This is a genomic window from Parapedobacter defluvii, assembly GCF_014642075.1.
In the GTDB taxonomy this organism is placed as follows: domain Bacteria; phylum Bacteroidota; class Bacteroidia; order Sphingobacteriales; family Sphingobacteriaceae; genus Parapedobacter; species Parapedobacter defluvii.
This window is the reverse complement of record NZ_BMIK01000017.1, coordinates 51,665-76,380: the sequence shown is the minus strand read 5'-3', so window position 1 is coordinate 76,380 and position 24,716 is coordinate 51,665. Positions and strand designations below refer to the sequence as shown.

At 46.7% G+C, this 24,716-nt stretch carries 20 protein-coding genes and 1 tRNA gene; 12 read left to right on the top strand and 9 right to left on the bottom strand.

The features are described 5' to 3' along the window. Window positions 1-114 precede the first annotated feature (114 nt). Window positions 115-735 carry an RNA polymerase sigma factor gene (locus tag IEX60_RS19100; protein WP_188753011.1) on the top strand — a complete coding sequence of 207 codons (621 nt, stop codon included), beginning with the start codon at window positions 115-117 and terminating at the stop codon, window positions 733-735. Continuing rightward, complete coding sequence (locus tag IEX60_RS19095; protein ID WP_188753010.1) at window positions 725-1,891, top strand: hypothetical protein; 1,167 nt, start codon at window positions 725-727, stop codon at window positions 1,889-1,891. Before IEX60_RS19100 ends, IEX60_RS19095 begins: the two co-directional genes overlap by 11 nt. Window positions 1,892-2,213: 322 nt before the next feature. Here the strand turns inward: IEX60_RS19095 and IEX60_RS19090 are convergent, their stop codons facing one another. From IEX60_RS19090 to IEX60_RS19065, 6 genes are all read right to left on the bottom strand, one after another. Next, window positions 2,214-3,236: a cytochrome-c peroxidase gene (locus IEX60_RS19090; protein ID WP_188753009.1), complete on the bottom strand. Its 1,023-nt coding sequence runs from the start codon at window positions 3,234-3,236 to the stop codon at window positions 2,214-2,216. Window positions 3,237-3,292: 56 nt separating this feature from the next. Continuing rightward, window positions 3,293-4,153, bottom strand: coding sequence for an MbnP family protein (locus tag IEX60_RS19085; protein ID WP_188753008.1), 861 nt, complete (start codon window positions 4,151-4,153; stop codon window positions 3,293-3,295). Between the two features lie 161 nt (window positions 4,154-4,314). Then, window positions 4,315-4,680 (bottom strand): hypothetical protein, encoded by a 366-nt coding sequence (locus IEX60_RS19080; protein ID WP_188753007.1) that lies wholly within the window; start codon window positions 4,678-4,680, stop codon window positions 4,315-4,317. 4 nt (window positions 4,681-4,684) lie between these two features. Continuing rightward, entirely contained in the window at window positions 4,685-6,676 is a 1,992-nt protein-coding gene (locus IEX60_RS19075; protein ID WP_229717650.1) for a TonB-dependent receptor plug domain-containing protein, read from the bottom strand. A gap of 1 nt (window position 6,677) precedes the next feature. Further along, window positions 6,678-7,604, bottom strand: coding sequence for a FixH family protein (locus tag IEX60_RS19070; protein ID WP_229717649.1), 927 nt, complete (start codon window positions 7,602-7,604; stop codon window positions 6,678-6,680). A 157-nt stretch (window positions 7,605-7,761) separates the two neighbouring features. Beyond that, a complete protein-coding gene (locus IEX60_RS19065; RefSeq protein WP_188753006.1) occupies window positions 7,762-7,968 on the bottom strand; it encodes a hypothetical protein in 207 nt (68 codons plus the stop codon). A gap of 1,281 nt (window positions 7,969-9,249) precedes the next feature. Here IEX60_RS19065 and IEX60_RS19060 point away from each other — a divergent pair. From IEX60_RS19060 to arsB, 4 genes are all read left to right on the top strand, one after another. Further along, window positions 9,250-9,582 carry an ArsR/SmtB family transcription factor gene (locus IEX60_RS19060; RefSeq protein ID WP_188753005.1) on the top strand — a complete coding sequence of 111 codons (333 nt, stop codon included), beginning with the start codon at window positions 9,250-9,252 and terminating at the stop codon, window positions 9,580-9,582. Between the two features lie 70 nt (window positions 9,583-9,652). Next, window positions 9,653-10,117 (top strand): DUF6428 family protein, encoded by a 465-nt coding sequence (locus IEX60_RS19055; RefSeq protein WP_188753004.1) that lies wholly within the window; start codon window positions 9,653-9,655, stop codon window positions 10,115-10,117. Window positions 10,118-10,143: 26 nt separating this feature from the next. Beyond that, on the top strand, window positions 10,144-10,758 hold the full coding sequence (locus IEX60_RS19050) for an arsenate-mycothiol transferase ArsC (protein WP_188753003.1): 615 nt from the start codon (window positions 10,144-10,146) through the stop codon (window positions 10,756-10,758). A 3-nt stretch (window positions 10,759-10,761) separates the two neighbouring features. After that, complete coding sequence (gene arsB, locus IEX60_RS19045; RefSeq protein WP_188753002.1) at window positions 10,762-11,808, top strand: ACR3 family arsenite efflux transporter; 1,047 nt, start codon at window positions 10,762-10,764, stop codon at window positions 11,806-11,808. Window positions 11,809-12,135: 327 nt separating this feature from the next. Here the strand turns inward: arsB and IEX60_RS19040 are convergent. Both IEX60_RS19040 and purD read right to left on the bottom strand, forming a co-directional pair. Continuing rightward, window positions 12,136-12,207: transfer RNA gene (locus IEX60_RS19040), tRNA-Glu, on the bottom strand. Between the two features lie 93 nt (window positions 12,208-12,300). Next, on the bottom strand, window positions 12,301-13,575 hold the full coding sequence (purD, locus tag IEX60_RS19035; RefSeq protein ID WP_188753001.1) for a phosphoribosylamine--glycine ligase: 1,275 nt from the start codon (window positions 13,573-13,575) through the stop codon (window positions 12,301-12,303). 74 nt (window positions 13,576-13,649) lie between these two features. Here purD and IEX60_RS19030 point away from each other — a divergent pair, with 74 nt between their 5' ends. Genes IEX60_RS19030 through IEX60_RS19020 form a run of 3 tightly spaced genes read left to right on the top strand, consistent with a single transcriptional unit; the run spans window position 13,650 to window position 18,036 of the window. Beyond that, the gene (locus IEX60_RS19030) at window positions 13,650-16,376 is read left to right on the top strand and encodes a carboxypeptidase-like regulatory domain-containing protein (RefSeq protein WP_188753000.1); all 2,727 of its coding nucleotides are present in this window, start codon (window positions 13,650-13,652) and stop codon (window positions 16,374-16,376) included. Between the two features lie 5 nt (window positions 16,377-16,381). Continuing rightward, complete coding sequence (locus tag IEX60_RS19025; protein WP_188752999.1) at window positions 16,382-17,146, top strand: enoyl-CoA hydratase/isomerase family protein; 765 nt, start codon at window positions 16,382-16,384, stop codon at window positions 17,144-17,146. Window positions 17,147-17,151: 5 nt separating this feature from the next. Then, window positions 17,152-18,036, top strand: coding sequence for an SDR family oxidoreductase (locus IEX60_RS19020; protein WP_188752998.1), 885 nt, complete (start codon window positions 17,152-17,154; stop codon window positions 18,034-18,036). Window positions 18,037-18,049: 13 nt separating this feature from the next. On the opposite strand, the gene IEX60_RS19015 is transcribed toward IEX60_RS19020, so the two are convergent. Continuing rightward, window positions 18,050-18,559 carry a hypothetical protein gene (locus IEX60_RS19015; RefSeq protein ID WP_188752997.1) on the bottom strand — a complete coding sequence of 170 codons (510 nt, stop codon included), beginning with the start codon at window positions 18,557-18,559 and terminating at the stop codon, window positions 18,050-18,052. A 448-nt stretch (window positions 18,560-19,007) separates the two neighbouring features. Between IEX60_RS19015 and IEX60_RS19010 the strand changes: the two genes are divergently transcribed. The 3 genes from IEX60_RS19010 to IEX60_RS19000 are packed head-to-tail and all read left to right on the top strand — an operon-like array spanning window position 19,008 to window position 24,712. Then, window positions 19,008-22,061 carry a SusC/RagA family TonB-linked outer membrane protein gene (locus tag IEX60_RS19010; protein WP_188752996.1) on the top strand — a complete coding sequence of 1,018 codons (3,054 nt, stop codon included), beginning with the start codon at window positions 19,008-19,010 and terminating at the stop codon, window positions 22,059-22,061. 18 nt (window positions 22,062-22,079) lie between these two features. After that, window positions 22,080-23,615: a RagB/SusD family nutrient uptake outer membrane protein gene (locus tag IEX60_RS19005; RefSeq protein WP_188752995.1), complete on the top strand. Its 1,536-nt coding sequence runs from the start codon at window positions 22,080-22,082 to the stop codon at window positions 23,613-23,615. A 29-nt stretch (window positions 23,616-23,644) separates the two neighbouring features. After that, on the top strand, window positions 23,645-24,712 hold the full coding sequence (locus tag IEX60_RS19000; protein WP_188752994.1) for a LamG domain-containing protein: 1,068 nt from the start codon (window positions 23,645-23,647) through the stop codon (window positions 24,710-24,712). Window positions 24,713-24,716: the final 4 nt, after the last annotated feature.

Below are 24,716 nucleotides of genomic sequence, written 5' to 3'. Positions count from 1 at the left end.
CGTGGTCTTCACCGGAAATGCTAAACGATTCCAGCCGTTTAAACGGAAAAGGGAAAAACAGGAAAAAAGTCGATATTTTTATTAGCGTTCTACACCAGGCTTCCGTCTATATACATGGGAGATTATGATTTTGGATTTAAACAGACAGGACAGCTACTTTACGTGGACGGAAGGGAAGACGAACGTTTAGCCGATATCTTAAGCGGACAGGGCAACCTTACCGCCCAACAGGAAGAGCAGCTTTATCGCCTATATTGGGGCAAGCTGATGGGTGTAGCCAAAAGATACATGGTGGATAGGGAAACAGCCAGGGAAGTTGTGAACGATAGCTTTGTAAAGGCATTCGACAGGTTCTCGGGTTTCCGGGGAGAGGGACCGGATAAATCCACCGCGTTCAGCGCGTGGTTGGTTCGTATCACCGTCAATACGGCCATAGACCGCTTACGTGTGCAGCGGACCGTGCCCGAAACGACATCGCTTGACCAATTGGAAAACCATCCGGCGGTGAAAATGGATGACGGGTTGCAGGTGAATGATATCCTGCGTCTCCTTGAAGGATTGCCCGTTATGCACCGCATCGTTTTCAATCTATATGAACTGGAGGGGTACAGACACGATGAAATAGCAGAACTGTTGCAGATCCCTGCCAGTTCGAGCCGTGTTTACCTCACCAAGGCGAAACAGGGATTACGGGCATTGTACATCAAATATTTCGGGGGGCGGCATGATGGATAAGCGGGACAAGAAAGAGTTGATAACAGGTATCAGAGATTTCCTCGGGGATTTTGAGGAGCCGTACAACCCTGAAGAGTGGAAGCACTTCCAGCGCCACAGGAAAAAGAAGCAACGAAGACCCATACCGCTTTTCGTCAAACTGGCGGGTATCGCGGCGTCCCTGTTTCTCGTGGTCTATGCTTCAATGAAATATCTACCGTTGCTGGAGGGGATCGATAAGACGAAAAATTCCATGCCGAAGCAGGCACCTAAACCCGTCGGGGAGGTTGAAAGGAAAGATTCCATACGGATTGACTCGGTGTCACGGGGGATTGATCGCCTTAAACCGGTTGGGAACGACAGCGCGCCACAGATACCGATTCCACGGGCAATTGATTCGGTAAGCAGCGGGCAACACCCTCCATATTCCAATCGGATCGAACCGACACGGGAGCAGCTGGAAACGATCCCCTTATCAGGACACTTGACAGGTACCGTAAAGCCACCGTACCAAAAGCCATACAGGGAAAGAGGAATAAAACTGCCAAACCTGCGCCTGCCGGACGAAAGCCGGATAGCTATCCGGAACGTCAGATTCGGGGTCAACCTCAACCCTGCTTTTACGGACAAAGGGTTCGCGTTCGGCGGCGGCCTATCCGCACGGGTCGCACTCACTGATCGGATATCCACGGAAATCGGGGTAGGCTATTCGGGTATGACGGTGGGCAATGACTGGGAGGCTGATATGTCCGATACTGTAAACTCCCAGATTGTGGGAAGCCGGAATACTGTAGGAATGGTGTCCATACCGGTTTCCGTGAATTATGCATTCTCGGAAAATTTCTCCGCATCGTTGGGGCTCGTGCCTTTCAGGGCGATAAGCGATCGGCGAACGGATATGCTCCAAACCAATCGATGGATGCGTGGGGATATGGCATCCGGCGATACGACCCTGCGCCTGGTCAGCGAGCGGAGCAAATCAAGACGACCGGATTCGCTTTACCGGGGAAGTGCCTATTGGGGATTCATCCAGCTATCCGGTCACATAGCCCCAGCTGTCCTACGACGGTATAACATGGAGATTGCACCGTATGTCGGTATTCCGGTAGGCCGATTGCGGGATGACCGATACCGATGGCTGCACGGCGGGGTATCGCTCCGGTTTTATTTTCAATGAAACAGGGACGTATACCAACAACTTTTCCATCAGGTAGCCCATCAGGAAGTATTACGAAATATGTTATGGCAGACCACGGCAACTTTTGTTATAATTAACTAATTACTTTAACGCCATAGCTATAGCAATATTAAATGAGTCACATAATAATGCCTTGTATCCGTAAATAAAGCGGTGACATCGGTCGCAACAGTGCCAACATATTCACTGTAAATGCCCAAAAGCAAAAACGGCTTTGGCCATGAGCACCGAGGTTTCGTAGGGCGCAAATGAGGGCATCATATATTTGATTTCCAATGTATGGCCAATGCTTATTCATAAACTACTTTCCCACAAACGTACTATCGCTCAGTGTTTTGATAAAGGAAATAATATCTTCTTTTTCCTGTTCAATTAACAGTATCCTATTGCCGTTTTCTTTCAGAATAGGATCAAGGTTGTCGGCATCCAAAACGCCGTTGTCAAAATAATCCAAAACAGCTTTTAACGTCGGAAACTGACCAAAACTTCCATATGGCGCGGTATATTCTGCATTCCGTAAAGAGGGAACCCTGAAACTCATATAATCTGCCGGAATCCCTGTTACCCTTGCACGCCCGGCTTCTTCGGTGCTGGTGTTTGGAGGAAACCCAACATTCCTGAAACTTTGGTCTGTAAACAACTCCGTGCTATGGCAGCTTTCGCATTTCTGCTGAAAAACCTGATAACCCCGTGCTTCGCTTTCCGTAAATGCCTCTCCCTCGTTCCGTTTTACCTTATCGTACTTACTGTTGGCGGATATCAGCGTATATTCATACTGTGCAATGCTCCGGTAAATCCTATCAGGGGTAATATTTTCGTCGCCGAATGCTTTCCTGAACAATTCCCTGTATTCGCCCCCATTCCTTAGTTTTCCAATGACTTCCATGATAGAAGAGTTCATCTCTTCTTGCGTGATGATGGGAACCAACGGTTGGCTTTCCAAGGTAAGCTTATTACCATCCCAATTGTAGAACTTCATAAACGCCAGATTCTGGATGGGTGGCGTATTCCGAAGCCCGACCCTGCCGTGAATCCCGATGGCTTGGACATTGTTATCGGCAAAAGCACTCGACCTGTTGTGGCAACTGGAACAGGAAATCGTGTTATTTCCACTGAATTTTTTCTCATGGAATAATTTCTCACCCAATTCCACACCGTATTTCGTGGGTCTGTTTCCGTCTACCGAACTATTCAATTGGGGAAAACCAAGCGGTATATCGAGCGGTATTTCGGGATTGTCGTAGGGCATTGGCTCAATGATATCCTCCCTGTTGCAGGATAGCAACAGCAACAAGATGGATAAAATTAAGAATACCTTTTTCATGTGTTTAAAAAAGAGCCACCATTGTACGTGAATTTCAGGTGGCTCCCAGTCCGATTTTAATTCTCTACGCTACTGACGGAGAACATCCCCGAAATGTCGCTGGGACCGTTTCCGCCCAGGTTATCGACAAACAACACCATATTCGCTGCTGTATGGATACTCGGTGTCGCATTCCCCGCCCCCAACGTAATTGTATTCGTCTTTCCGCTCAACAGTTTGTCAAAATCCGCATTGATGGTAATCCGTGGCGCGTTCCTGCCAACCACCGCATTGTCGGGAAGCGTCAGGGTGATATCCCTGTATGCGTCTACCCCTTGCGTATAGGTGTCGGGTTCTCCATTCGTGCCCTCCACGGTACTTCCCGTATGAATGGATAGTTGCTTATGGTCGGTATCATAGAAACCCTCGATTTTCGTAAAGCGATATCCCGTTCCCCATTCCCAATGCATTTTGGTGTCGTTGGCCCCTGCCTCGGCATAAAAATTGGGGAATCTTGCCTCATCCAGCGTGTTCAGTTCCGGCTTAACACCCAACCCGAATTTGAGCTGCCTGTATTCACCTACCGGAATATTGGTCAGCACATAATCCAACGTCTGCGCTTTTGAATGGTCCACAACGGTTGCTCCTTTATCCAAATCGCTGATATTATAGGGGATTTCACTGCCGTCCGCTTTTACAAGACGGATATTGCTTATCACGTATTTCAGCTCCGAAAAGTGGTGGACCTGTCCCTCAGCGGAAGTGTTTGCTGTAGCCGTGGAAGATGTGGCATCGCCAAGCACGATGGTCGTATTCTTGAACGTGTTGTTGAAATGCAGCGTGACATTATTGGCAACGGGGTTGTCATCATCCTTGCTACATGATATTAATATCAATATAGCAACGAACAGGATGGAATATTTTGTTGATGTTTTCATTTTGTTTTAGTTGTAAGATGGAGCCTTTGATGATTAAAATAATCATTATGCTATGTGCTTAATGATTATTTTAATCATGTCGGGTTCATTGTGATATTTTTAAAAATTGAAATTTTGTTCTTGATTTAATATTCGCTTTTCAATAAGTCCATGCTCATCAATCAGGCGATGGGCGGTGGCACAAAGATTTCCAGGCAAGGTTCCATATAGTAGATTTCTTTAAAAACGGAGATGTTGTTCCGGATTTCAATCATCACGTTCCCTGCTTCAAATCCCGTAGCTGAAATCGCGAGCATGTCAATCCGTTGGTAAATACCGATGGGGGCCGAATCTGTATTTTCCTTTTCCTGCAATTGCTTTTTCAGATGACAGGTTCCGTGGCATTGCAGCTCGGGCCGGTTCCTGTTGACACAAAACTCCTGCTCTATCGCTTCTTGGTTCAGGTTAAAGTGCATGATGATAATGGCTTGCTGAAACCCGACCAGCAAGGATAAAACCATCATCAGAAAACTGAAAACCTGCTTCATCCTTTTAAAAATTGAATTTCAAAGAGGTGAAAACATTACGCCCCATCCTTGGGATATTGCCCCAATCTGCATACGTGCTGTAATACTCGTTGAACAGGTTCTCCGCTCCGACCTGTAAAACGGCTTTGTAGTTCCTGAAGCTGAATGTATAATCCGCAGAGATGTTCCAGACCATATAAGCGGGAGTAAGGTCTTCACCGTATTCGGGGCTGTAATCCTCCTGTGCAAGGTCGCCGTTCACCGAAGTCTGAAAACCAAATTGCTTGTGCATAAAATAAAGTGATGTCTGATAGCTCAACGGACGGATGAACGGTAAGTTTCCATTCTTATCGTCCGTTGCCCGTGCATAGGTAAGCATTCCTTTCCAATGCAGATGTTGCAGTATATCGTAGTTGGCATTCAATGCCATATTGAAAAGCCTGGCATGGTTCAGTGATGTGTAACCTTTCACGCCGACCGACTGGTAATTCATCGGGCTTCCCAAACTCAAAATCCGACCAATGATATAATTCTTGATATGAAAATAGTTTACGTTGGCTTCTATGTCCATCCGCTCATTTTTATACCCTGCGCTCGCATTAGCCTCATAGGAAATCTCGTTTTTCAAATTGGGGTTTCCGATGTAATCATAGCGGTCAAAACTATTATAGATGTAATACCCGTAGCCCTCCGAAACGGATGGCGCCCGATGTCCGTAACCAGTTCCAACGGAGAAATTAAATTGATTTATATTCAGTTGATAACTGGCATGCAAGCCGGGCAATATCCTATTTTTTTCCTGCGGTGTGCCGGGGAGGAAAATCCAGTTAAACTCTACATATTTGGAATGGTTGTAGTTCCATCCCAAAGAACCTCCGAAATTCAATCGGCTCATTTCCGAGATATCCCATGAATTGTTCATCGAAAACCCTACAAAGCGGGTCGTGACCCAAGGCCAGCTATACGCAAACATGGTTTTCTTGCTCCGGTCTTGCGGGTACATCGTCATTTCCGCAATGGATAGATTATCATACACGTTCAACTGGATTTCGTAACTGTAGTCGCCATGTTTCAGGTTGGCCCGGGAAGCCAGCCCGTAGGTGGTACTCCAGCCCGGCATGTCCATGTGGACGAGGTTTTCGGGACGCTTGGTATCATCCATGTAATGTTCTACTGCATTGAAATAAAGCTTGGTATCCCAGACCCTCAGCAGCCCGTCTTCAAACAGCTGTTTGTAGGAAGCCGATGTAATAATCGCACGGGAAAGCCATAAATCCATGGGAAGTGCAGGGAAACCCACGTCTTTTGCTTTGTCATAGATGGCATCCACCCTTACCGATGAAAGCTCACCTGTTTTGTACGCCAGCCCCACAGCCGTATTGAATTTTTGGTATTGCGAATGGTTTACCACGTTGCTGTTCCCATCGTAATAATTACCCGCTTTCCGGAAAGCAATGCTTCCGTCCGCCACAAACCTATCGCTGGAATAGAACAGGTTTCCAAGATTGAAAAACTGTTTGTTACTGGATTCAACCCCTGTTTGGTAGGCCCCTCCCCATTTCTTTTCGAGGCCGAACGATGTACTTTTCCTTTTCAGGTCGATGCTTCCTGCCACGGTTGCCCCGTGCATACTGCCGGCTTGCCCCGATGTGATATCGATGGTGGAAAGGTTGTTGCTTTCCACATAAGAAGTGACGGGATCCATCTTATCCGTACACGCCCCGAAAACATGCATGCCGTCAATGGTGATGGTGGAGCGCTCCGTGCTCATGTTATTGAGCAATGGCTCCCATGCGTATGCACCCCGTTTAATGAAACTGATATTGTCTGACGAGGCCAGAAACTCATCCACCGAAACCGCCATCTTCATTTCGGTTTCGATTTTCCGTTTGGCAATAGCTGTTATGGTTACCTCTTCAAGGGTTTTGGTGGTATCGTTTTGCACATGCGAATGTTGGGCATTGGCGTTTACACCAAGAAAAAGAACCAAAAAGGAAATGCTTGTGTTCTTCATCATCTTAGAATAAAATGTCAATGTGCAGTTCGCTTTTCACGCCCTCCACACCCGGCGTGAAATCAGTCGGTACTATCGTACCTTTCAGGATCTGTCCTTGTCGGTTCAACAGAATGAAATTCAATGTCCAGTTTCCCGTCATGGTGTAGTTGACTACACCATGGTATAGACCATCACTCTGCTGTATTAAATCCTTATTATTGGGCGAAGAATGGTTTCCCATGGATGGCTCGGGCATTCGTGGATCCAATTGCAGGGTATAATCACTTACCTCCGTGTATGAAAACTGCGATGCATCCGGAAAATTGCCGGACGGGGGATAGGTCGGTCTGTTGTACCTGTAAATCCCGGCGACCAGTCCGTTCTCGCCGACTTTCGGCTTTTGTGGCGATACCAAGGCAATGAAATACTGCTGGTCATCCTTTCCTGTGAACGTGGTTATGTTCAGGTTTTTGTTGGTCTGTTCCTGAACGGAGATAGGTTGTTTTACCGTATGGGTTTGACCGGCAATGGTGAAGCTGATATAAAGCTCCCAACTTCCATCGGAACCGCTTTCATCCGTAAACACCGAATATCCCGAAAAATAGCCGTCATCCGGCTTATCAACCAAATCGTACCGATGGGGGCAGGAAACATTGCTCCCGTCCGCATTATTCCTTATGGGCAGAAATGTTACTGCAGAGGTATTTGCTTTTCCGTTGGTCCGGCTATCCGTAATCTTCAAGCGGATTTCGTTGTAGCCTTTAAAGAAAGTTCCATTCAGCGCTTCAATGCTGATGTCATAACCGTCACTATGGACGGAAACAGCTTCTTTGAACTCATGGTATTCGGGAACCAACGTGTCTATTTCCGCTTCGTAATCCGTCTTGTCTTTTGTACAGGACGCCACCGCAAAGCACATTGCGGTAAGAAAAAATGTTATTTTCTTCACTTGAATGATGATTAACCCCATGTCTCTTGAAAACTTATTGAAATGGAATGAGCGCGGCAAGCTTAATCAATTCGGCCTTGTATCGTTACCAAGGCGACAGATTAAATTCCTTAAAAATCTTTCAAGGTGACGCTAAACTACGCGCTGCTGGAATGGGTTAGCCAATCGGGGGGCGGAATACCGGGGTATTGTAGTCAAACCCGTAATCAATCCGGTAGGGAGAGAAATGGCTTTGGCTGGTTTCTTCATCCGGCTGGTAAGTGGCAAAGACAGTATACCCATTATGTACATAAAGGGAACTGTATTCGTATACCACCAAATTCTTTTCTGTTTCCTCTTTCTCTTTCTCCGCTATTTTCTTCATCAACACGCATTGGCCGTTACAATGGAGTTGGGGTCGGTCTTTGTTTATGCATTTTGCAAGGTACTCGGGCAAACGTACCTGATAGTCAACGGCCATGATACTGCGATAGAATGATTGCAGTGTCAAAGCGACCAATAGTATATAGGCACAAAAACGCATCAAATCTTTTTACTTCCTGTCCTAATCAAACCGTGTCAAATATACGGAAAGAATCTGTCACAAAAATGACAAACATCATTTTGTTAAAATATCGGAACCTTGGTCAACAACTTGTGCCTATCATCTTCCATTCCGTGCTTAGTCAGATCTTTTATTAGTCTCCAAACGGCTACCTCAGGTATTCTATCCTGAAAATAGAAATTAAACCAACCAGTATTGGGATTCTTAATAGGGTGCTTATTTGATACAGGGAATATGCATCGTTCCTAATTTTGTGCAATGGGGCGTGAACTACGGGTTGCGTCTTAATATTAGAACCGTTATATCTTACAGTAAAAGGTTAATACAAACTTGCAGAAAACTAAAATACCAAATCCTTAGCGAGAAATCGAACTTGGGAAAAATACCATGAAGCAGATTTTTAGGCAGTCTTACACGGTAACCTAAAGATTTTTCACAAAAATCGAACTATAAGTGGGTAAATTGTAACGATTTGTGTCACAAGCTTTCTATTGACTTAAAAAAAGATATCCATTATATGGAATCTCCTAAAGTAGCCTACCGGGGAAATTCTTTGAAGCACTTGCACAGTTTTTAGAGGTTCTAGGAAGGATTCTTCACGAAGACTCTCTCGCTGACAAGATAACAGACAACAGATACAAAACACAAAAGAAACCAAAATTTTGATGAAAGGATTCTAAACAACAGTAATCCCCATGGTATAGATAAGGGAAAACTTCTTTGATCACTTATCAAAATTGGCATTACTAAATACAGATTTAAATATTAGAGAATCTATCTCCCATCAATATAAAAACAAAAGAATAGCTATCGAACGAAGTAAAGAAAGCGCTTAAAAATATGACCGCAAAACGCAATTCCCTTTAAGGCGGGCTCGAATTGTGGAAAATCTAACCTCATCGAAGATTACGAAGCAATTTTAAATGCGCAAGATGTCCTCGAATAATTATGTGTTTTTAGGCAATTGCCTGTTTCGTTATCCGAAGCAGGTTTCTCTATTTTCGCGATTCTACCAATTTTTAGATAATGGATAACGTAAAGGACAATATATTTTGATATTTAAAATTATTATCGTAATATTGCGATGTAAAGAATAGGATAATGGGGCTTACGAAATCAGAAATATTTACGGACGAACAGAACAGATTGGCTTCTTTGTTCAAAGTTTTAGGACATCCTGCACGGGTCGCCATTCTCCAATATATCATCGATCAGAAAGCCTGTATCTGTAATGATCTGGTCGGTGAATTGGGCTTGGCACAGGCTACAATTTCACAGCACCTGAAAGAGCTAAAGAACATAGGTATCATACAGGGAACAATCGAGGGCAAATCTGTATGTTATTGTATTGATGAAAAACTGTGGAAGCAAATTCAAGCGGAATTTAATGTGTTCTTCAATCAGGAGGTAAAAGTAAACAGCTGTTGTCCATAATATTTTTTTGACCCTTATTATCGTAATATTACGATATATGGTTTAATATAATTTTTCAAATCTTATTGTTATGAAGTTATCAAAAATCAAAGAAATCCTGCCAACATTGGACAATGTTGAATTTCAATTAGCCAACGGAACATTTGTTCCCGAACATTTCCACGTTACGGAAATAGGACAGATTACCAAACATTTTATTGACTGCGGTGGTGTAGTCCGTACAGAGAAAGCGGTAAACTTCCAATTGTGGGATGCCAACGACTACAACCACAGGTTAAAGCCGACCAAGCTATTGAACATTATCAAGCTATCAGAAGAAAAATTGGGCATTGAAGATGCCGAAATAGAGGTGGAATACCAAAGTGAAACGATTGGCAAATTTGACTTGGACTTTGACGGTAAGCATTTCATCCTAAAGAACAAACAGACGGCTTGCTTGGCAAGTGATGCCTGCGGTATTCCTGCGGAAAAACAAAAAGTAAAATTATCGGAACTGAACAGCACTTGCTGTACACCTCATTCGGGATGTTGCTAAACACTAAACACCAAACACCAATCGTAATGTATAAGAATTTAGCCGAAACCATAAAGGGGATTATTGACGTCCGAACCGTAAGCGAGGAACGCAAAACGATACTGCAACCGCTGATAGATTATGTACAGCGGAAAGCAAATAGCGGGGCGGACATAAACCTCAATTTCATCTGTACCCACAATTCACGCAGAAGCCACTTCGCTCAGGTATGGGCGCAGGTCGTAAGTGCTTATTTCAATATCCCGAATGTACATTGTTATTCCGGCGGTACGGAGGAAACAGCATTATTCCCGAAAGTGGCAGAAACATTGACCAATCAAGGTTTTACTATTTTCAAGATTGCGGAAACCGATAATCCTGTATATGCCATAAAATACAAGGATAATGCCTTGCCAATCATCGGGTTTTCCAAAAAATATGATAGCCCTTTCAACCCTGCATCGGCATTTGTCGCCATTATGACCTGTTCGCAGGCAGACGGCGGATGCCCGTTCATTGCAGGTGCGGAAAAGAGAATACCCATCACATTTGAAGACCCCAAGATTTCGGACGGCACGCCCGAACAGGCACAGGTATATGCGGAAAGGAGTTTGCAGATAGCAACAGAAATGTGCTATGTTTTTTCAATGATTAAGAGTTAGCCGATGCAACCCAAACTAAAATTCCTTGACCGTTACCTTACCTTATGGATATTCCTTGCGATGGCGACAGGTGTCGGCTTGGGATATTTCTTTCCGAACATTTCCAATGCTACCGATGCCCTATCCGTAGGTACGACCAATATCCCTTTGGCAATAGGACTTATATTGATGATGTACCCTCCGTTGGCTAAAGTGGATTATTCGTTGTTGCCCAAAGCGCTTAAAGATACTAAAGTAATCGGCATATCCTTATTGCTGAATTGGGTCATCGGTACCATACTGATGTTCGGTTTAGCGGTACTGTTCCTAAGGGATGAACCCGATTATATGACAGGTCTGATACTGATCGGCTTGGCAAGATGTATCGCAATGGTTATCGTATGGAGTGACTTAGCCAAAGGGAACAGGGAATATACGGCATTATTGGTCACACTGAACAGTATCTTTCAGATAATAACGTACAGCTTCTTTGTTTGGCTGTTCATCAACGTATTGCCGGGCAAGTTAGACTTAGCTAATTTCAATGTAAGCGTATCCATGAAAGATGTAACTGAGAGTGTGCTGATATATTTGGGTATTCCTTTTTTCGCAGGTTTTATAAGCCGTTATGCACTTGTAAAATCAAAAGGCATAGCATGGTATAACCGAAAATTTGTACCCAAAATATCACCTATTACATTGTATGCGTTACTGTTTACTATTGTATTAATGTTCAGCTTGAAAGGCGATAAGATATTGGAATTGCCAATGGATGTGGTAAAAATAGCTGTACCGTTAATCATTTATTTTGTGCTGATGTTGTTCGTGAGCTTCTTTGTCAACAGATCTTTGAATGTTCCTTACGACAAGAACGCATCCATCGCCTTTACAGCAACAGGGAATAATTTTGAGTTGGCAATAGCCGTGTCCATTGCTGTATTCGGCATCCATTCACCACAGGCATTTGTGGGCGTTATCGGCCCACTTGTAGAAGTGCCTGTACTGGTATTGTTGGTGAGGGCGAGCCTGTGGTTAAAAAAAGTATATTACATACCGGAGTCGACAGCATAAAGTTGGGTTCCACATAATACTGATATATTCGTTGGATATAAATCACATATACTGTCACTTAATGGATTCCAAAACATGGGCTTAACTTGTTTATTGATTACCTAAAATGCTAAGAAATCACGATGTTAACCCTTAAGGAGAAATCGAACTTCGGAAAAAATGCCATAAACATACCGTGAAGCAGGTTTTTTAGGCAATCTTACACGACCGCCTAAGAATTGTGACTGAAAAAATCGAACTCCAAATGACTAGATGGTAACAGCTTGGGTCACAGATTTTTATTGGCATAAAAAAAAGGAGATATCCATTATATGGAATCTCCTTAAGTAGCCCATAGGGGAATCGAACCCCTCTTTCCAGAATGAAAATCTGGCGTCCTAACCGATAGACGAATGGGCCGTTTTTTACGGACTGCAAACTTAGCTAAATTTGGTTTTATATACAAACGAATTATAGCCCATATAAAACACCCGGAAACCTGGGCTCCCGCAATTATATCAGATCAAAACCGATGTCTTTACGGAAATATTTTCCTTCAAAATAAATCCGGCCTGCATCAGCGGTAGCCTGTTGCAAGGCCCCAAATAATGTGTCTTCCAATGCCGTGACAGCCAATACACGCCCCCCGGCGGTCTGCACGATTCCGTTTTCTTCCCGCGTACCTGCATGAAATACAATGGAATCCTTTACATTTTCGATGTTGTTGATGGCTTTACCTGATTCGTATGTACCCGGATAACCACCCGCAACAAGTACAACGGTAGCCGCAGTCTTCGGAGAGAGCATAAAGGAGCGCTCAAACAAGTTGCCTTCTGCCACACCCTGGAGTAAATCCACCAAATCGCTTTCGATGCGGGGCAGCACGCTCTCCGTTTCGGGATCGCCCATGCGCACGTTGTATTCAATCACGTAAGGATTTCCATCCACGTTCATCAATCCGATAAAGATAAAGCCCTTGTAGGGAATTCCATCCTTTTTCAGCCCTTCAATCGTCGGAACGATGATGCGTTGTTCCACTTTGTCCATAAACAGATTATCTGCAAATGGCACGGGAGATACAGACCCCATCCCCCCCGTATTAAGCCCCGTATCCCCTTCACCTACGCGCTTATAGTCTTTCGCAGATGGGAGCACTTTGTAGCTATCGCCATCGGTCAAGACAAAGACAGACAGCTCTATCCCGGTAAGGTATTCCTCTATCACAACTTTGCTGCTCGCTTCACCAAATTTCGCGTCTTCCAGCATGGCCTTCAGTTCCGCTTTCGCCTCATCTAACGTAGCGCAGATCAATACACCTTTACCCGCTGCCAATCCATCTGCCTTAAGAACAATGGGCAGCTTTTGGGTTTCCAGGTACGCAAGGCCCTCTGCCAGTGTAGACCGGTCAAAAGATTGGGAGGCCGCAGTAGGAATGCCATGGCGTACCATAAACTGTTTCGCAAAATCTTTGCTGCCTTCCAGTTGTGCCCCCTCCAGTTGAGGACCAATTACGGGAATATGCTGCAGATCGGCCCGCTCCAAAAAGTAATCATGTATTCCTTTTACCAGCGGTTCTTCGGGGCCCACCAAGACCATGTTTATTTGCTTGCTGAGTACAAAATCGGCTATCCCTTCAAAGTCGGTGACCTTGAGCGGCACATTTTGGCCATATCGACCTGTGCCTGCATTGCCCGGAGCAATGTATAACTGGGCAGTTTGTTTACTTTGGGCGATTTTCCAGGCAAAAGCACTCTCCCGTCCGCCTGAACCGATAATTAGGATGTTCATCTTGCAAAGATATTTTTTTTGCCTATATTTACCACTATGAGTGTTCGAATATAACCCGAACTTAGCAATCATATATGTACCGTTGGCTAACCATATTTACCCTGTTTTTGTTTTCTTTAAAAGCAATCTATGCGCAGGAAGATGCCATCGGAGGAGTCCTGGAGAAACTCGGTAAATATGCGGAAAATTACCCCCAGGAAAGGGTTTATCTGCATCTGGACAAACCCTATTATACCGTGGGAGATGATATCTGGTTTAAGGGATACGTAACCATCGGAGCCTATAATTTTCTCTCAGGCCTTAGTAAAATACTCTATGTAGACCTAATCAGTCCGGATGAAAAAATGGTTCAGTCAATCCGGATACCATTGATTTCAGGCGTAACGATGGGCGATTTTCAATTGGCCGATTCCCTGGGTGAGGGCAATTACCGCATACGAGCTTACACCAACTGGATGCGTAATTTTGACAACGAGGGTTTCTTTGACCGGGTATTACCCATCGGAAATGCGCGGACCGATTCCATCGTTACCCACAGTTCCTTTTCGTATGAGAATTCACCCGTGCACACGGTTACTGCAGAGATCGCCTTTACCGATCCCATGGGCGGGCCGATGGCGGATATGAATGTTAATTACGAAGTTATTCTGGAGGAGCGGAATATCGGAAGAGGACGTGAAAAAACCGATGAACAAGGGCGGATCGCGTTCAATTTTGTCAATAAACAACCCTTTAATCTGAAGACAGGCAAAATAGAACTTACCCTATCGCGGTCTCAAAACCAAACGGTTAAAAAGATTATTCCCCTGAAAACTACCTCCCATACCCCTAGTATTCAGTTTTTTCCAGAAAGCGGTCATCTTGTGGCCGGTAACCTAGCCAAAGTGGCCTTTAAAGCGTTGCAGCCGGAAGGCCTAGGTATCGGAGCAGTGGGTTACTTGGAAGACGAAAACGGTGTGCGCATCGCCGAATTTGAGACAGCACATGCCGGAATGGGCAATTTCAGTTTTATACCCCAGGCAGGTAGTACCTATACGGCTAAGGTAACCTTTGCCGATGGAAGCGAAACGGAGCAGCAGCTATCCCCCGTACAGGCCTCAGGGTATGCATTGGCAGTGAACAACGAACTGGAAAAACAGATTTTTATACAGGCATTTGCATCGGATAACTTGGTGAAGGGCCAGCAACTCACCCTACTGCTCCAGCAGAATGGGGCCGTTTTCTACGCATCCAAAGGGAAGCTTACAAAAAACGAATTGGTATTTTCCGTCCCCCGGGAATATTTACCTGCGGGAGTCGTTCAATTGACATTGCTTGCGCCCGAGATGAAGCCTTTGGCCCAACGGGCAATATTTAATATGGATGAAGCGTCCATATTGCCACTGTCTGTGACTACCGATCAAAAAGTCTATGGGTCGAGGCAGAAAGTGGCGGTGCACATCACTGCCGGGCATGAGGCAGACTCCAGCCGCGTGGCTGTACTTTCTGCTGCCGTGGTTGATTTAGCCAAAGTGCCGATGGATTCCACAACACGCGAAGGGAATATCTATGCATCACTTTTATTGAGTTCGGATGTCAGGGGGTATATTGAAACTCCCGAATATTACTTTCAGGGTGCAGATATTACCAAAGGCCCGGATGTGACCAAACGCAGGCTGTTAGACAATGTTATGCTTACCCAGGGATGGAGCCGCATCAATTGGGAAAATCTGACAGCAGGTAAAAATCCGGTCATCACCTACCAACCGGAACAGGACCTGCGTATCAGCGGTGTGGTAACCAAGCGGAATGGAAAAACCCCGGTACCCAATGCAACCGTCACCGTTCTGTCCACAAACAATGTCGGCGCAATTGTGGATACCGTAACCGATGAACAGGGCAGATTTGCGTTTGATCGCCTGTTGTTTTTTGACGACACCAAATTTGTCGTGCAAGCCCGTGACGAACAGGGACGTAAAAACGTGGATATTCACCTCGATGAGTCACCGCGGCAGCAGGTAACACGTAATCCCAATACGCCCGACGCTACCGTTGACGTAAACCAGTCTATCGGTGCTTACCTGAAAAACACCCAAGAGCAGTTTCAGGAAATGGAAAGATACGGGCTCAAGGAAAAGAGCATCTTATTGGAAGAAGTCAAGGTAACCCGTGAAGCCGAAAAGAACAAAGTCAAGCATTCCAGCAACCTCAACGGGCCCGGTAATGCCGATCAGGTCCTTACCGCGGATGAGCTTACCATGGGGTGCTCATCGTTAGATATCTGTTTACAGGGAAGGCTGGTTGGCGTGATTTTCCGCAACCGCATTCCCTATTCTACCCGTTCACCGGATCAGCCCATGCAGATTGTAGTGGACGGTATGTATTTAGAAGGAGATGCATTGGCGACGATCAATCCCATGGATGTGGAAACCATCGAAGTGCTTCGGGGTATCGGCAACACGGCGGTTTATGGGATGAGAGGCGGTGGCGGCGTCATCATTATTACCACCAAACGTGGTGATGGGGGTGGATACAACCGCGACTTATACACGCCGGGTATCGTCACATATAGCCCACAGGGATATTATGAAGTACGCGAATTTTACATTCCCGATTACAGTGCTCCGGCAGATTCTCTCGCAGGCATGCGGGATCTCCGTACCACCATCCATTGGGCCCCGAATGTCATAGCAGATGAGTCGGGCCAAACTTCTTTTGAATTTTACACGGCTGACAGCCCGGGCACCTATCGCATTGTTGTGGAGGGGCTGGACACAAAAGGTCGGTTAGGGCACTCGGTACATTATATCACAATTGAATAATACCTATGGATTTTGTTAAGGTGACGGTTGACCAACGGATTTCCCATATCTATTTGGATCGTGGCAGGTCAAACGCGTTGGATCAACAGATGATCGAAGAACTACAGCAGACCATCATCGAAGCAGGCGGAAATCCCGCTGTGGAAGGAATTATTTTTTACGGCAAAGAAGATTTTTTCAGTGCCGGTCTTGATTTGGTTGCACTGTATGACTATAACGAGGAAGAGGTACGCCGGTTCTGGCATACGTTTTTTGGTTTCATCCGTACGTTGGTTGCATTTGATAAACCGGCTGTGGCAGCTATCAGCGGACACAGTCCTGCCGGTGGGTGTGTGTTGGCCATCTGTTGTGATTACCGGATCATGGCTCAGGGCGACTACGTGATCGGGCTTAATGAAATACCCGTCGGAATTATTGTCCCGGAGAGCATCTTCCAGCTATACAGCTTTTGGCTAGGGCATGCCCCGGCGTATCGTTACCTGCTGGAAGGCAAATTATTTAATCCGCGTGATGCAATGGAGGTTGGTTTGGTGGATGAAGTAGTGGACGCAAAAAGCATCCGCACGGTCGCTGAGCGACAGATTGGAAAGTACACACAGTACGAGCGGAATGCCTGGCGGCAAAGCAAACGCAATATACGGCAATCGCTGATTACCCGGTTTGAAGCCGATCAAACCGATGCCATTGAGTCGTTACTTAAACAATGGTGGTCTCCCGCTACCCGGGCGATTCTGAAAGCAATTATTGACAATTTGAAAAGTAAAAAATAGGGACGATGGAAGGCATCGCTAGTGAAATTCAGGGAGCGTTGCGCGAAGGGGCGTTAAACGGCAAGACCATTGTTGTTACCGGCGGTGGTACAGGATTGGGAAGAGCCATGGCTACCTATTTTCTCCGGCTAGGTGCAGCGGTGGTTATCGCGAGCCGCAAAAAGGAGGTGTTGGAAAAAGCGGCGGAAGAAATGACCGCAGAAACCGGAGGACAGGTATTGCCGGTAGCCTGTGACGTGCGGGATGTGGCCGCCATCGAACATCTTGTGGCGGCTACGCTCGACAGATTTGGCCGCGTGGATGCGCTGCTGAATAACGCGGCCGGCAATTTCATCTCGCCTACCGAGCGTCTCTCCGCCAACGCGTTTTCGACCATCATCGACATTGTGCTAAAGGGTACAGCCAACTGTACCTTAGTGTTTGGTAAGCATTGGATCGCACAGGGACAACCTGCCAGCATACTGAATATCGTCACTACCTATGCTTTCACCGGGTCTGCCTATGTGGTGCCCTCGGCGGCGGCCAAAGGAGGAGTATTAGCTCTCACGCGATCATTGGCTGTAGAGTGGGGAAAATATAGGATCCGTAGCAACGCCATCGCCCCAGGGCCTTTTCCCACCAAAGGTGCTTGGGAACGGTTGTTACCGGGTGATTTAGCTCAACAATTTGATTTCAAAAACCGTGTTCCGCTCAAGCGTGTGGGTGATCACCAGGAGCTGGCAAACCTGGCCGCTTTCCTCTTGTCTGATTTTGCAGGTTATATCAACGGCGAGGTTATCACGATTGACGGGGGCGAATGGTTGCAAGGTGCAGGACAATTCAGCGGTTTGGAGGCTATCCCGGCGGATCTATGGGATGCCTTGGAAAAAATGACACGGCAGGCGAAATGAGGTCACTTGGGGTTCACAGCGCTCCAAATGCCGCAATGGTGTGCGGATTGAATTTCGTTTCTGAAAATGATCTCCAGGTTTCATCCATGAATCGCCGTGCTTCCTGATCTTCTTCCAGGGTTTTTAGGTGGTTCTCATAGGCTTTCATACTTGCTTGGTCAGCCATGGTGATGGCTTGGTGGTAATCGGAACGTGCCCGGTCTAGTACTTTCTTATATTCGTTTTCACTCAACGGAACCGGTTTATGTTTTTCGGTGATCTCAAACAACAGCGATGCAATAAGTGCCGTTATACCGACGTTTCGTTTGGCCAGCGTATGTTCGATATAGCTGAGGAGCCGAAGTGTATGTTTTCCACGCCGGTAGGTTTCTCCCATACCATCGTTCTGGCCGTCCGGAGAAACAAAACTATACATTTCCTCCACAGAAACGCCAAATAGGCGTATACTTTCATGGTATAGCGCGTCAAAACTATCCATGGCGGCAGAGGCGATCGCATCGGCCCATACAACGTATTGTTTCATAAGCCATTGACGATATAAGACAAGCGGGTTGTTTTCCATGGCTCACCTGCACGCAAGTTGAATACCAAAAACTTACAGCCATCGGATTATGTTCTAAACGACTTGTTTTTGTATATGAACAGCCGTTACCTTCTATCAATTGACTACATCATTACCTCTCATTCCATATAGTGTATAAAATACACAAAACTGTTGTTGATGAGTAAGTATGATTTGAAGTCAATTATTTGAATATTAATTTGTTAAGTTGGTTTTAGAAAGCAAATGAGAAATTCATTTTAGGATGATGTAGGGATGTGTTAGCTGTTTTTTTGAAATGTAAGACGATACATCACATTTTTGTAAAACATATGGGCCCGCTTAGGGGTTTTATAGTAACCTATTTGAAATCAGCAAATTGCTGGTGAGGACAACACACATTATTATAACCAATTAAATTGAGTACAACATGAGGAGTTTATTTACGTGCTTATTGACGCTGTGCATGTGGTCCGTTGCGGCATATGGGCAGCAAAGCAGAGTAAGCGGGAAAGTGACCGACGCCCTGACATCGGGCGGGATCCCGGGCGTAACAGTCCTGGTAAAAGGTTCTACTACGGCCGCACAGACGGATGCTTCGGGAAACTATTCCATTGAGGCTGCAGGCACTGACACATTGATTTTCCGGTCGTTGGGCTTTGCCGCACAGGAAATACCGATTGCAGGCCGGACAATGGTTGATGTGGTGCTGGAGGATCAAGGCACCGAATTGGAAGAAGTCGTAGTGGTGGGGTACGGTACGCAACGCCAGCGGGATTTAACGACGGCGGTTGTCACGGTACGTGCAGATGACATTGCGAAAACACCCAACGCGCAGGCGATGCAGTCTTTGCAGGGACGGGTAGCCGGTGTTCAGATCGTGAGTAATGGTGCACCCGGTGCGTCGCCCACCGTGCGGCTGCGGGGTATCGGTTCGTTCGAGGGAAATGCCGCACCCCTGTACGTTGTCGATGGGATGTTTTTCGATAACATCGATTTTCTCAATCCCAATGACATCGAGACGATCTCTGTATTGAAAGATGCTTCGGCATCGGCCATTTACGGGGTTCGTGCCGGCAATGGTGTCGTGCTGATTGAAACCAAATCAGGCGCCTATAACAAACCGGGCGAAATCGTTTATGATGCATACTACGGGATACAGAATCCACAAAATGTGCTGAAAATGGCAAATGCCCAGCAGTTTGTGCAGTACATCAACCAAACCGGGAGCGCAGCGGATATTGCCCTGGTACAAAACGCCATGCAGCGGTACGGCCGCAGCCGGATCGATCCGAATCTGCCGGATGTCAATACCGACTGGTACAACGAAATCATGAGCCCTGCTCCGATACAAAATCATAATCTTTCGTTTAATGGCGGGGGTGAGAGTACACGCTATTCCATCGGTGGTAGCTACTTCAACCAAGAGGGGTTGCTGGATTTGCAGCGCAATAACTACCGGCGATTGAATTTTCGTGTAAAAGTAGATAGCAAGGTGAAAGACTGGTTAAACGTCGGTGGCAACTTCAACGTGAGCACCGCCCGTCAATACAATGGCGAGAACACGGCGTGGTTCCGCTCTTATTTTGCGGTACCGATCCTGCCAGTGTACGATGACGGAAATGCCAAGGCAACGCCGGTCAAATATGCCAATGCACAACAGATCGGCTACCGGGGTAGCCAGAATCCGTTCTTCCCGCTGGAATACATCGACAACCGAAACCACGTGGCCAAAATGCTGGGTAACTTCCACGCAGAGGTGAATGTTTGGGAAAACAAACTTAAATTCCGCACACAATACAACTATGGACTTGGCTTCGTAAATACCCGACGTGTTGATTTTGAATATAATGACGGGGTTACGCAACACCAATCGGCTATTCGCCGAAGGAATACATCAAGTTTTGACCAGGTATGGGATAATTTTCTGACCTACGATGACAATTTTGGCAAACATAACCTAAACGTGGTATTGGGGCAATCCTATCGAAGTGAGTACGCAGAGTTACTGTACGCCAGGGGGACTGGAATTGCACCAGCACCTTCCCGGGCCGCTGAACAGTTTTGGTATCTTTCCAATGCCACCGAGTTTGACGTCAACGGAATCGGAGATGCGAATGATGGAGACGATAAAGCCATCAATGCCAATCTTCAATTTCTCTCTTTCTTTGGCCGGGCAGCTTATAACTACGACGACCGTTACCTCTTATATACTACGTTTAGACGCGACGGCAACAACAAGTTCCAGAAGACCTGGGGTAATTTTGCTACGGTGGGTGCCGGATGGGTTTTATCTGAAGAAGATTTCTTTGATGTGGAAGGCATAGACTTCTTGAAATTCCGGGCATCATGGGGGCAGTTGGGGAATGACGCGATCAGTCCTTCCGTAGGGCTGCCCACCGTAGAGGAAAACAATGGAGCGATTGATGGCACCCGGATAATCGGTAGGCGGCTGAACCCGACCTTTGACCTTATCACCCAATGGGAGACCACAGTAGAGAAGAACTTTGGTTTGGATGCGCAGTTCCTGAACAACCGTCTGTCTTTGGAAGCCGATTACTTTATCCGCGATACACGCAATCTGGCGGTGACCATCGTGCCACCGGTATTCGCATCTGCCGAACGTCGCAGTGTGGGTGAGATCCGAAACCAGGGGTTGGAGCTTAACCTGAATTGGCGCGACAACCTGTCGGAAGATTTCTCCTATAACATCGGAGGAAACATCGCTACGCTGAAAAATAAAGTGCTTGGGCTCGGTGGTGCCGATGGCCTGAACGCCGGTTCGGCTGAATTCCGCCAGCGTTCCATCATTGGTCAGCCTTACCAAGCGTTCTATGGATATGAGGTCACCGGGGTGTTCGATGATACACAGGAAATTCAAAACACCTATAATGCGGATTTTATTTCCGAAAAAAGCTTGGTGCCTGGCGATTTGATTTTCAAGGACCAGAACGGAGACGGTATCATCGACGACAAGGACCGTGTCGTGTTGGGCTCTTACATGCCGGATTTTACGTGGGGCGCCAACCTCGGTTTCCGGTATAAAAAGCTGGAATTTGCTGCGTTGCTGCAAGGACAAATGGGATATCACATCCTGAATCGCAAGCGCGGTGAAATGATTTTCACCAACGATACCAACATCGACGCCGACCTAGCCACTAACCTGTGGACAGAAGAAAGGGGCTCAGCGAAGAATTATCCATCGGCCTCCGGATTGCGCAGGGCATGGAATCAAGTCATGAGCAGCTATTTCGTGGAAAAGGGTTCTTACTTCCGGTTACAGAATGTACGCCTGTCTTATTCATTCCTGGGTAAAGAAATTAACGGCATAACGTGGCCGGAAACCCGGGTAACCCTCACCGCAGAGCGGCCCCTCACGATGTTTAAATATAACGGCTTTAATCCGGAAGTAGCCGATGGGGTGGATCGGGAAGTGTACCCTATCCCCGCCATTTACACCTTGGGCGTAACCATTAAACTGTAAAGCATAAGGAAAGATAACATGAAAGCGATACGAAATACTCAATATGGGGCGATGATATTCTTCGGACTGTTGCTCGGCACATCGTGTAGCAGCCTATTGGATGAACCGCTCGAAAATCAGCAGATTGCTGAGGGAACTGACTATACACAAACCCAGAATATGGTGTTGATGCTGTATGGCGCTTACAATCAATTGTATGACTTTGGATGGGAAGTTTATCCTACCCTTGCCGTACGGGGTGATGACATCGACATCGGCGGACGCGGCGACCAACCGTTGTTTGCGCAGGCAGATAGTTTTCGGTACGACCGCAATTTCTGGGCAATGAATAACTCCTGGACCAGCCTCTATAGCGACCTGATCTATTGGCAGGGTGCGATCGAAGAAATACAGAAATACCAGGAGGCCGGTGCCAATGCGACGACCGCCCAGCAATACATTGCAGAGATCAAGGTGATGCAGGGGTTTGAATTCCTGCAATTGGCCCGCCTTTGGGGAAGAATCTTGATTCCTCCTTCTTCGCAACCTTCTGAGTTGCTCAATGTGGAATTGTCTAGTTTTGAAGAAGTCATGCAGCATATATCTGCACTCATGGACGAAGCAATTCCATTGTTGCCTGACATGCGGCCGAACCAACGATCGGATGTACGCGGTGGCGTCACCCGCTATACCGCGCTTGCCGTGAAGGCACTTGCCAATTTGGAACTGAAAAATTATCCTGCCGTAGCAGAAGCTACCGGCCAGATCATAAACAGTGGGCTGTTTATCCTGGAACCGGATTACTATCACTTGTTTAAACTACGTGGCAAGCTCAACGACGAAAATCTGTTGGAGTTTCAATATTCTGACTATGGCACGGGATCGGGTGCGTCCAATAAGTATCTGTGGGATTTCTTCGGCCCCACAAGCTGGACACCTGCACGGAGTGGTGCCAGTGGCGGCTGGGGTTTTTGGGAACCCAGCATGAAATACATCCAGTTCATGCTCGACCGCGGTGAGCGGGAACGCCTTGAGACCACGGTGATTTTCACACCCGATGGTATAACGAACTTACGCAATGCATACCCCGGTACCCCAAGCTGGATTTCCAATACCACCCCGGATGGCGATGTCTTCAACAACAGCGTCCGGACCAAATTCTACAGTGGCAAGCACTATTGGCCCTCCACCATGCTTACCGAAGGCCGAACCGCATACGGTGAAAATAAAAACTTTACCTGCATCCGCTATGCGGAAATACTGCTGATGCATGCCGAGGCGTTGACCAGTGGTGCCACCAGCTCAGTAATGACGGCCGATGCAGCGGTAAATGCCGTACGCAGCCGGGTAGGCCTTGGTCCATTAAGCGGCGTTACGCTTGATCAGGTACTGGATGAAAAATTTGCGGAGTTCGCGGGTGAGTGGGGTGTCCGGTTTTATGACCTGGTGCGGCACGATCGCACGGCCGAGCTCTCTTATGGCGGACGTACCTATGATGCGGCAACGAATAGATTTTATCCCTATCCACTGGACCAACAGGATATCCTGCCCCAGTTGAGAGACGAAAATCAATAGACCAATTAGAAACTTAAATAGGCATTGAAATGAACAAGAAACTAAATAAACTGCTCGTCTTGCTGTTTGTTGCTACGTCGTGCCAAAACGGCTATATCGACGACATCCAACCGGTACAGCCCGGAGCCGATGAGTCTGCCCCGGAAGTAACCATCGGCTATCCGGCTACAGACGTTGTACTGATTCCATTTACAGAGGAATCGACAAAAATCAATTTTGAGTTCGAGGTAAAGGACGACATCGAGATCACGTCGATTTCCGTCGCACTCAACGGAAACACATTGACTACGCTTGACAGCTTCAAAGACTACCGCAGGGTAGCGGCAACGCACCTCAGCGAAACACTGCCCATTGGCGACTATACCGTGGAAGTGACGGCTACGGATGTGTCCGGCAAAAGCACAACCAAAAGCTTTGATTTTGAAATCAGCAACGTATATCAAGCCAAATACGACGGCGAGATCTTCTACATGCCGTTTGAGGGAGATGTTTACCTCGATCTTTTGGGAAATATCAGTGCAACCAAGGTGGGAAGCCCGGGTTTTGCAGCAGGCAAATCGGGGCGTGCCTACGCCGGTGCGACCAATGGCTACCTAACGTTGCCGGCTGCCGACGTGATCAACGACGAGTTCAGCGCGTCGTTCTGGTATAAAGTGAACGCCGTGCCAGACCGCGGGGGTATTTTGACAGTGAGTCCTCCCGATCCGACGAACAATAACCGAACAAGCGGCTTCCGCTTATTCCGCGAAGCAGCGGGTGCAAAGCAACGGATCAAGCTCAATGTGGGGAATGGTGCCGCAGACAACTGGTTTGATGGCGGTGCAGCGGCGGATATCGACGCAGGCAGCGATTGGATACACGTCGCATTTACGATTGCGGGAGACCAATGTGCGGTGTACATCAACGGCAATGTGGTAAGCCAAGGAGCCTACCCGGGAATCAGCTGGGCAAACTGTGATATCCTTACCATTGGTTCTGGAGCACCCAATTTTACCGAATGGGGGCACTTGTCGGATCTCAGTTTGATCGACGAACTGCGTATTTTCGACAAAGCACTGACCCAGGAGGAAATACAGCAGATGGTTGAAGATAATTAAGAGT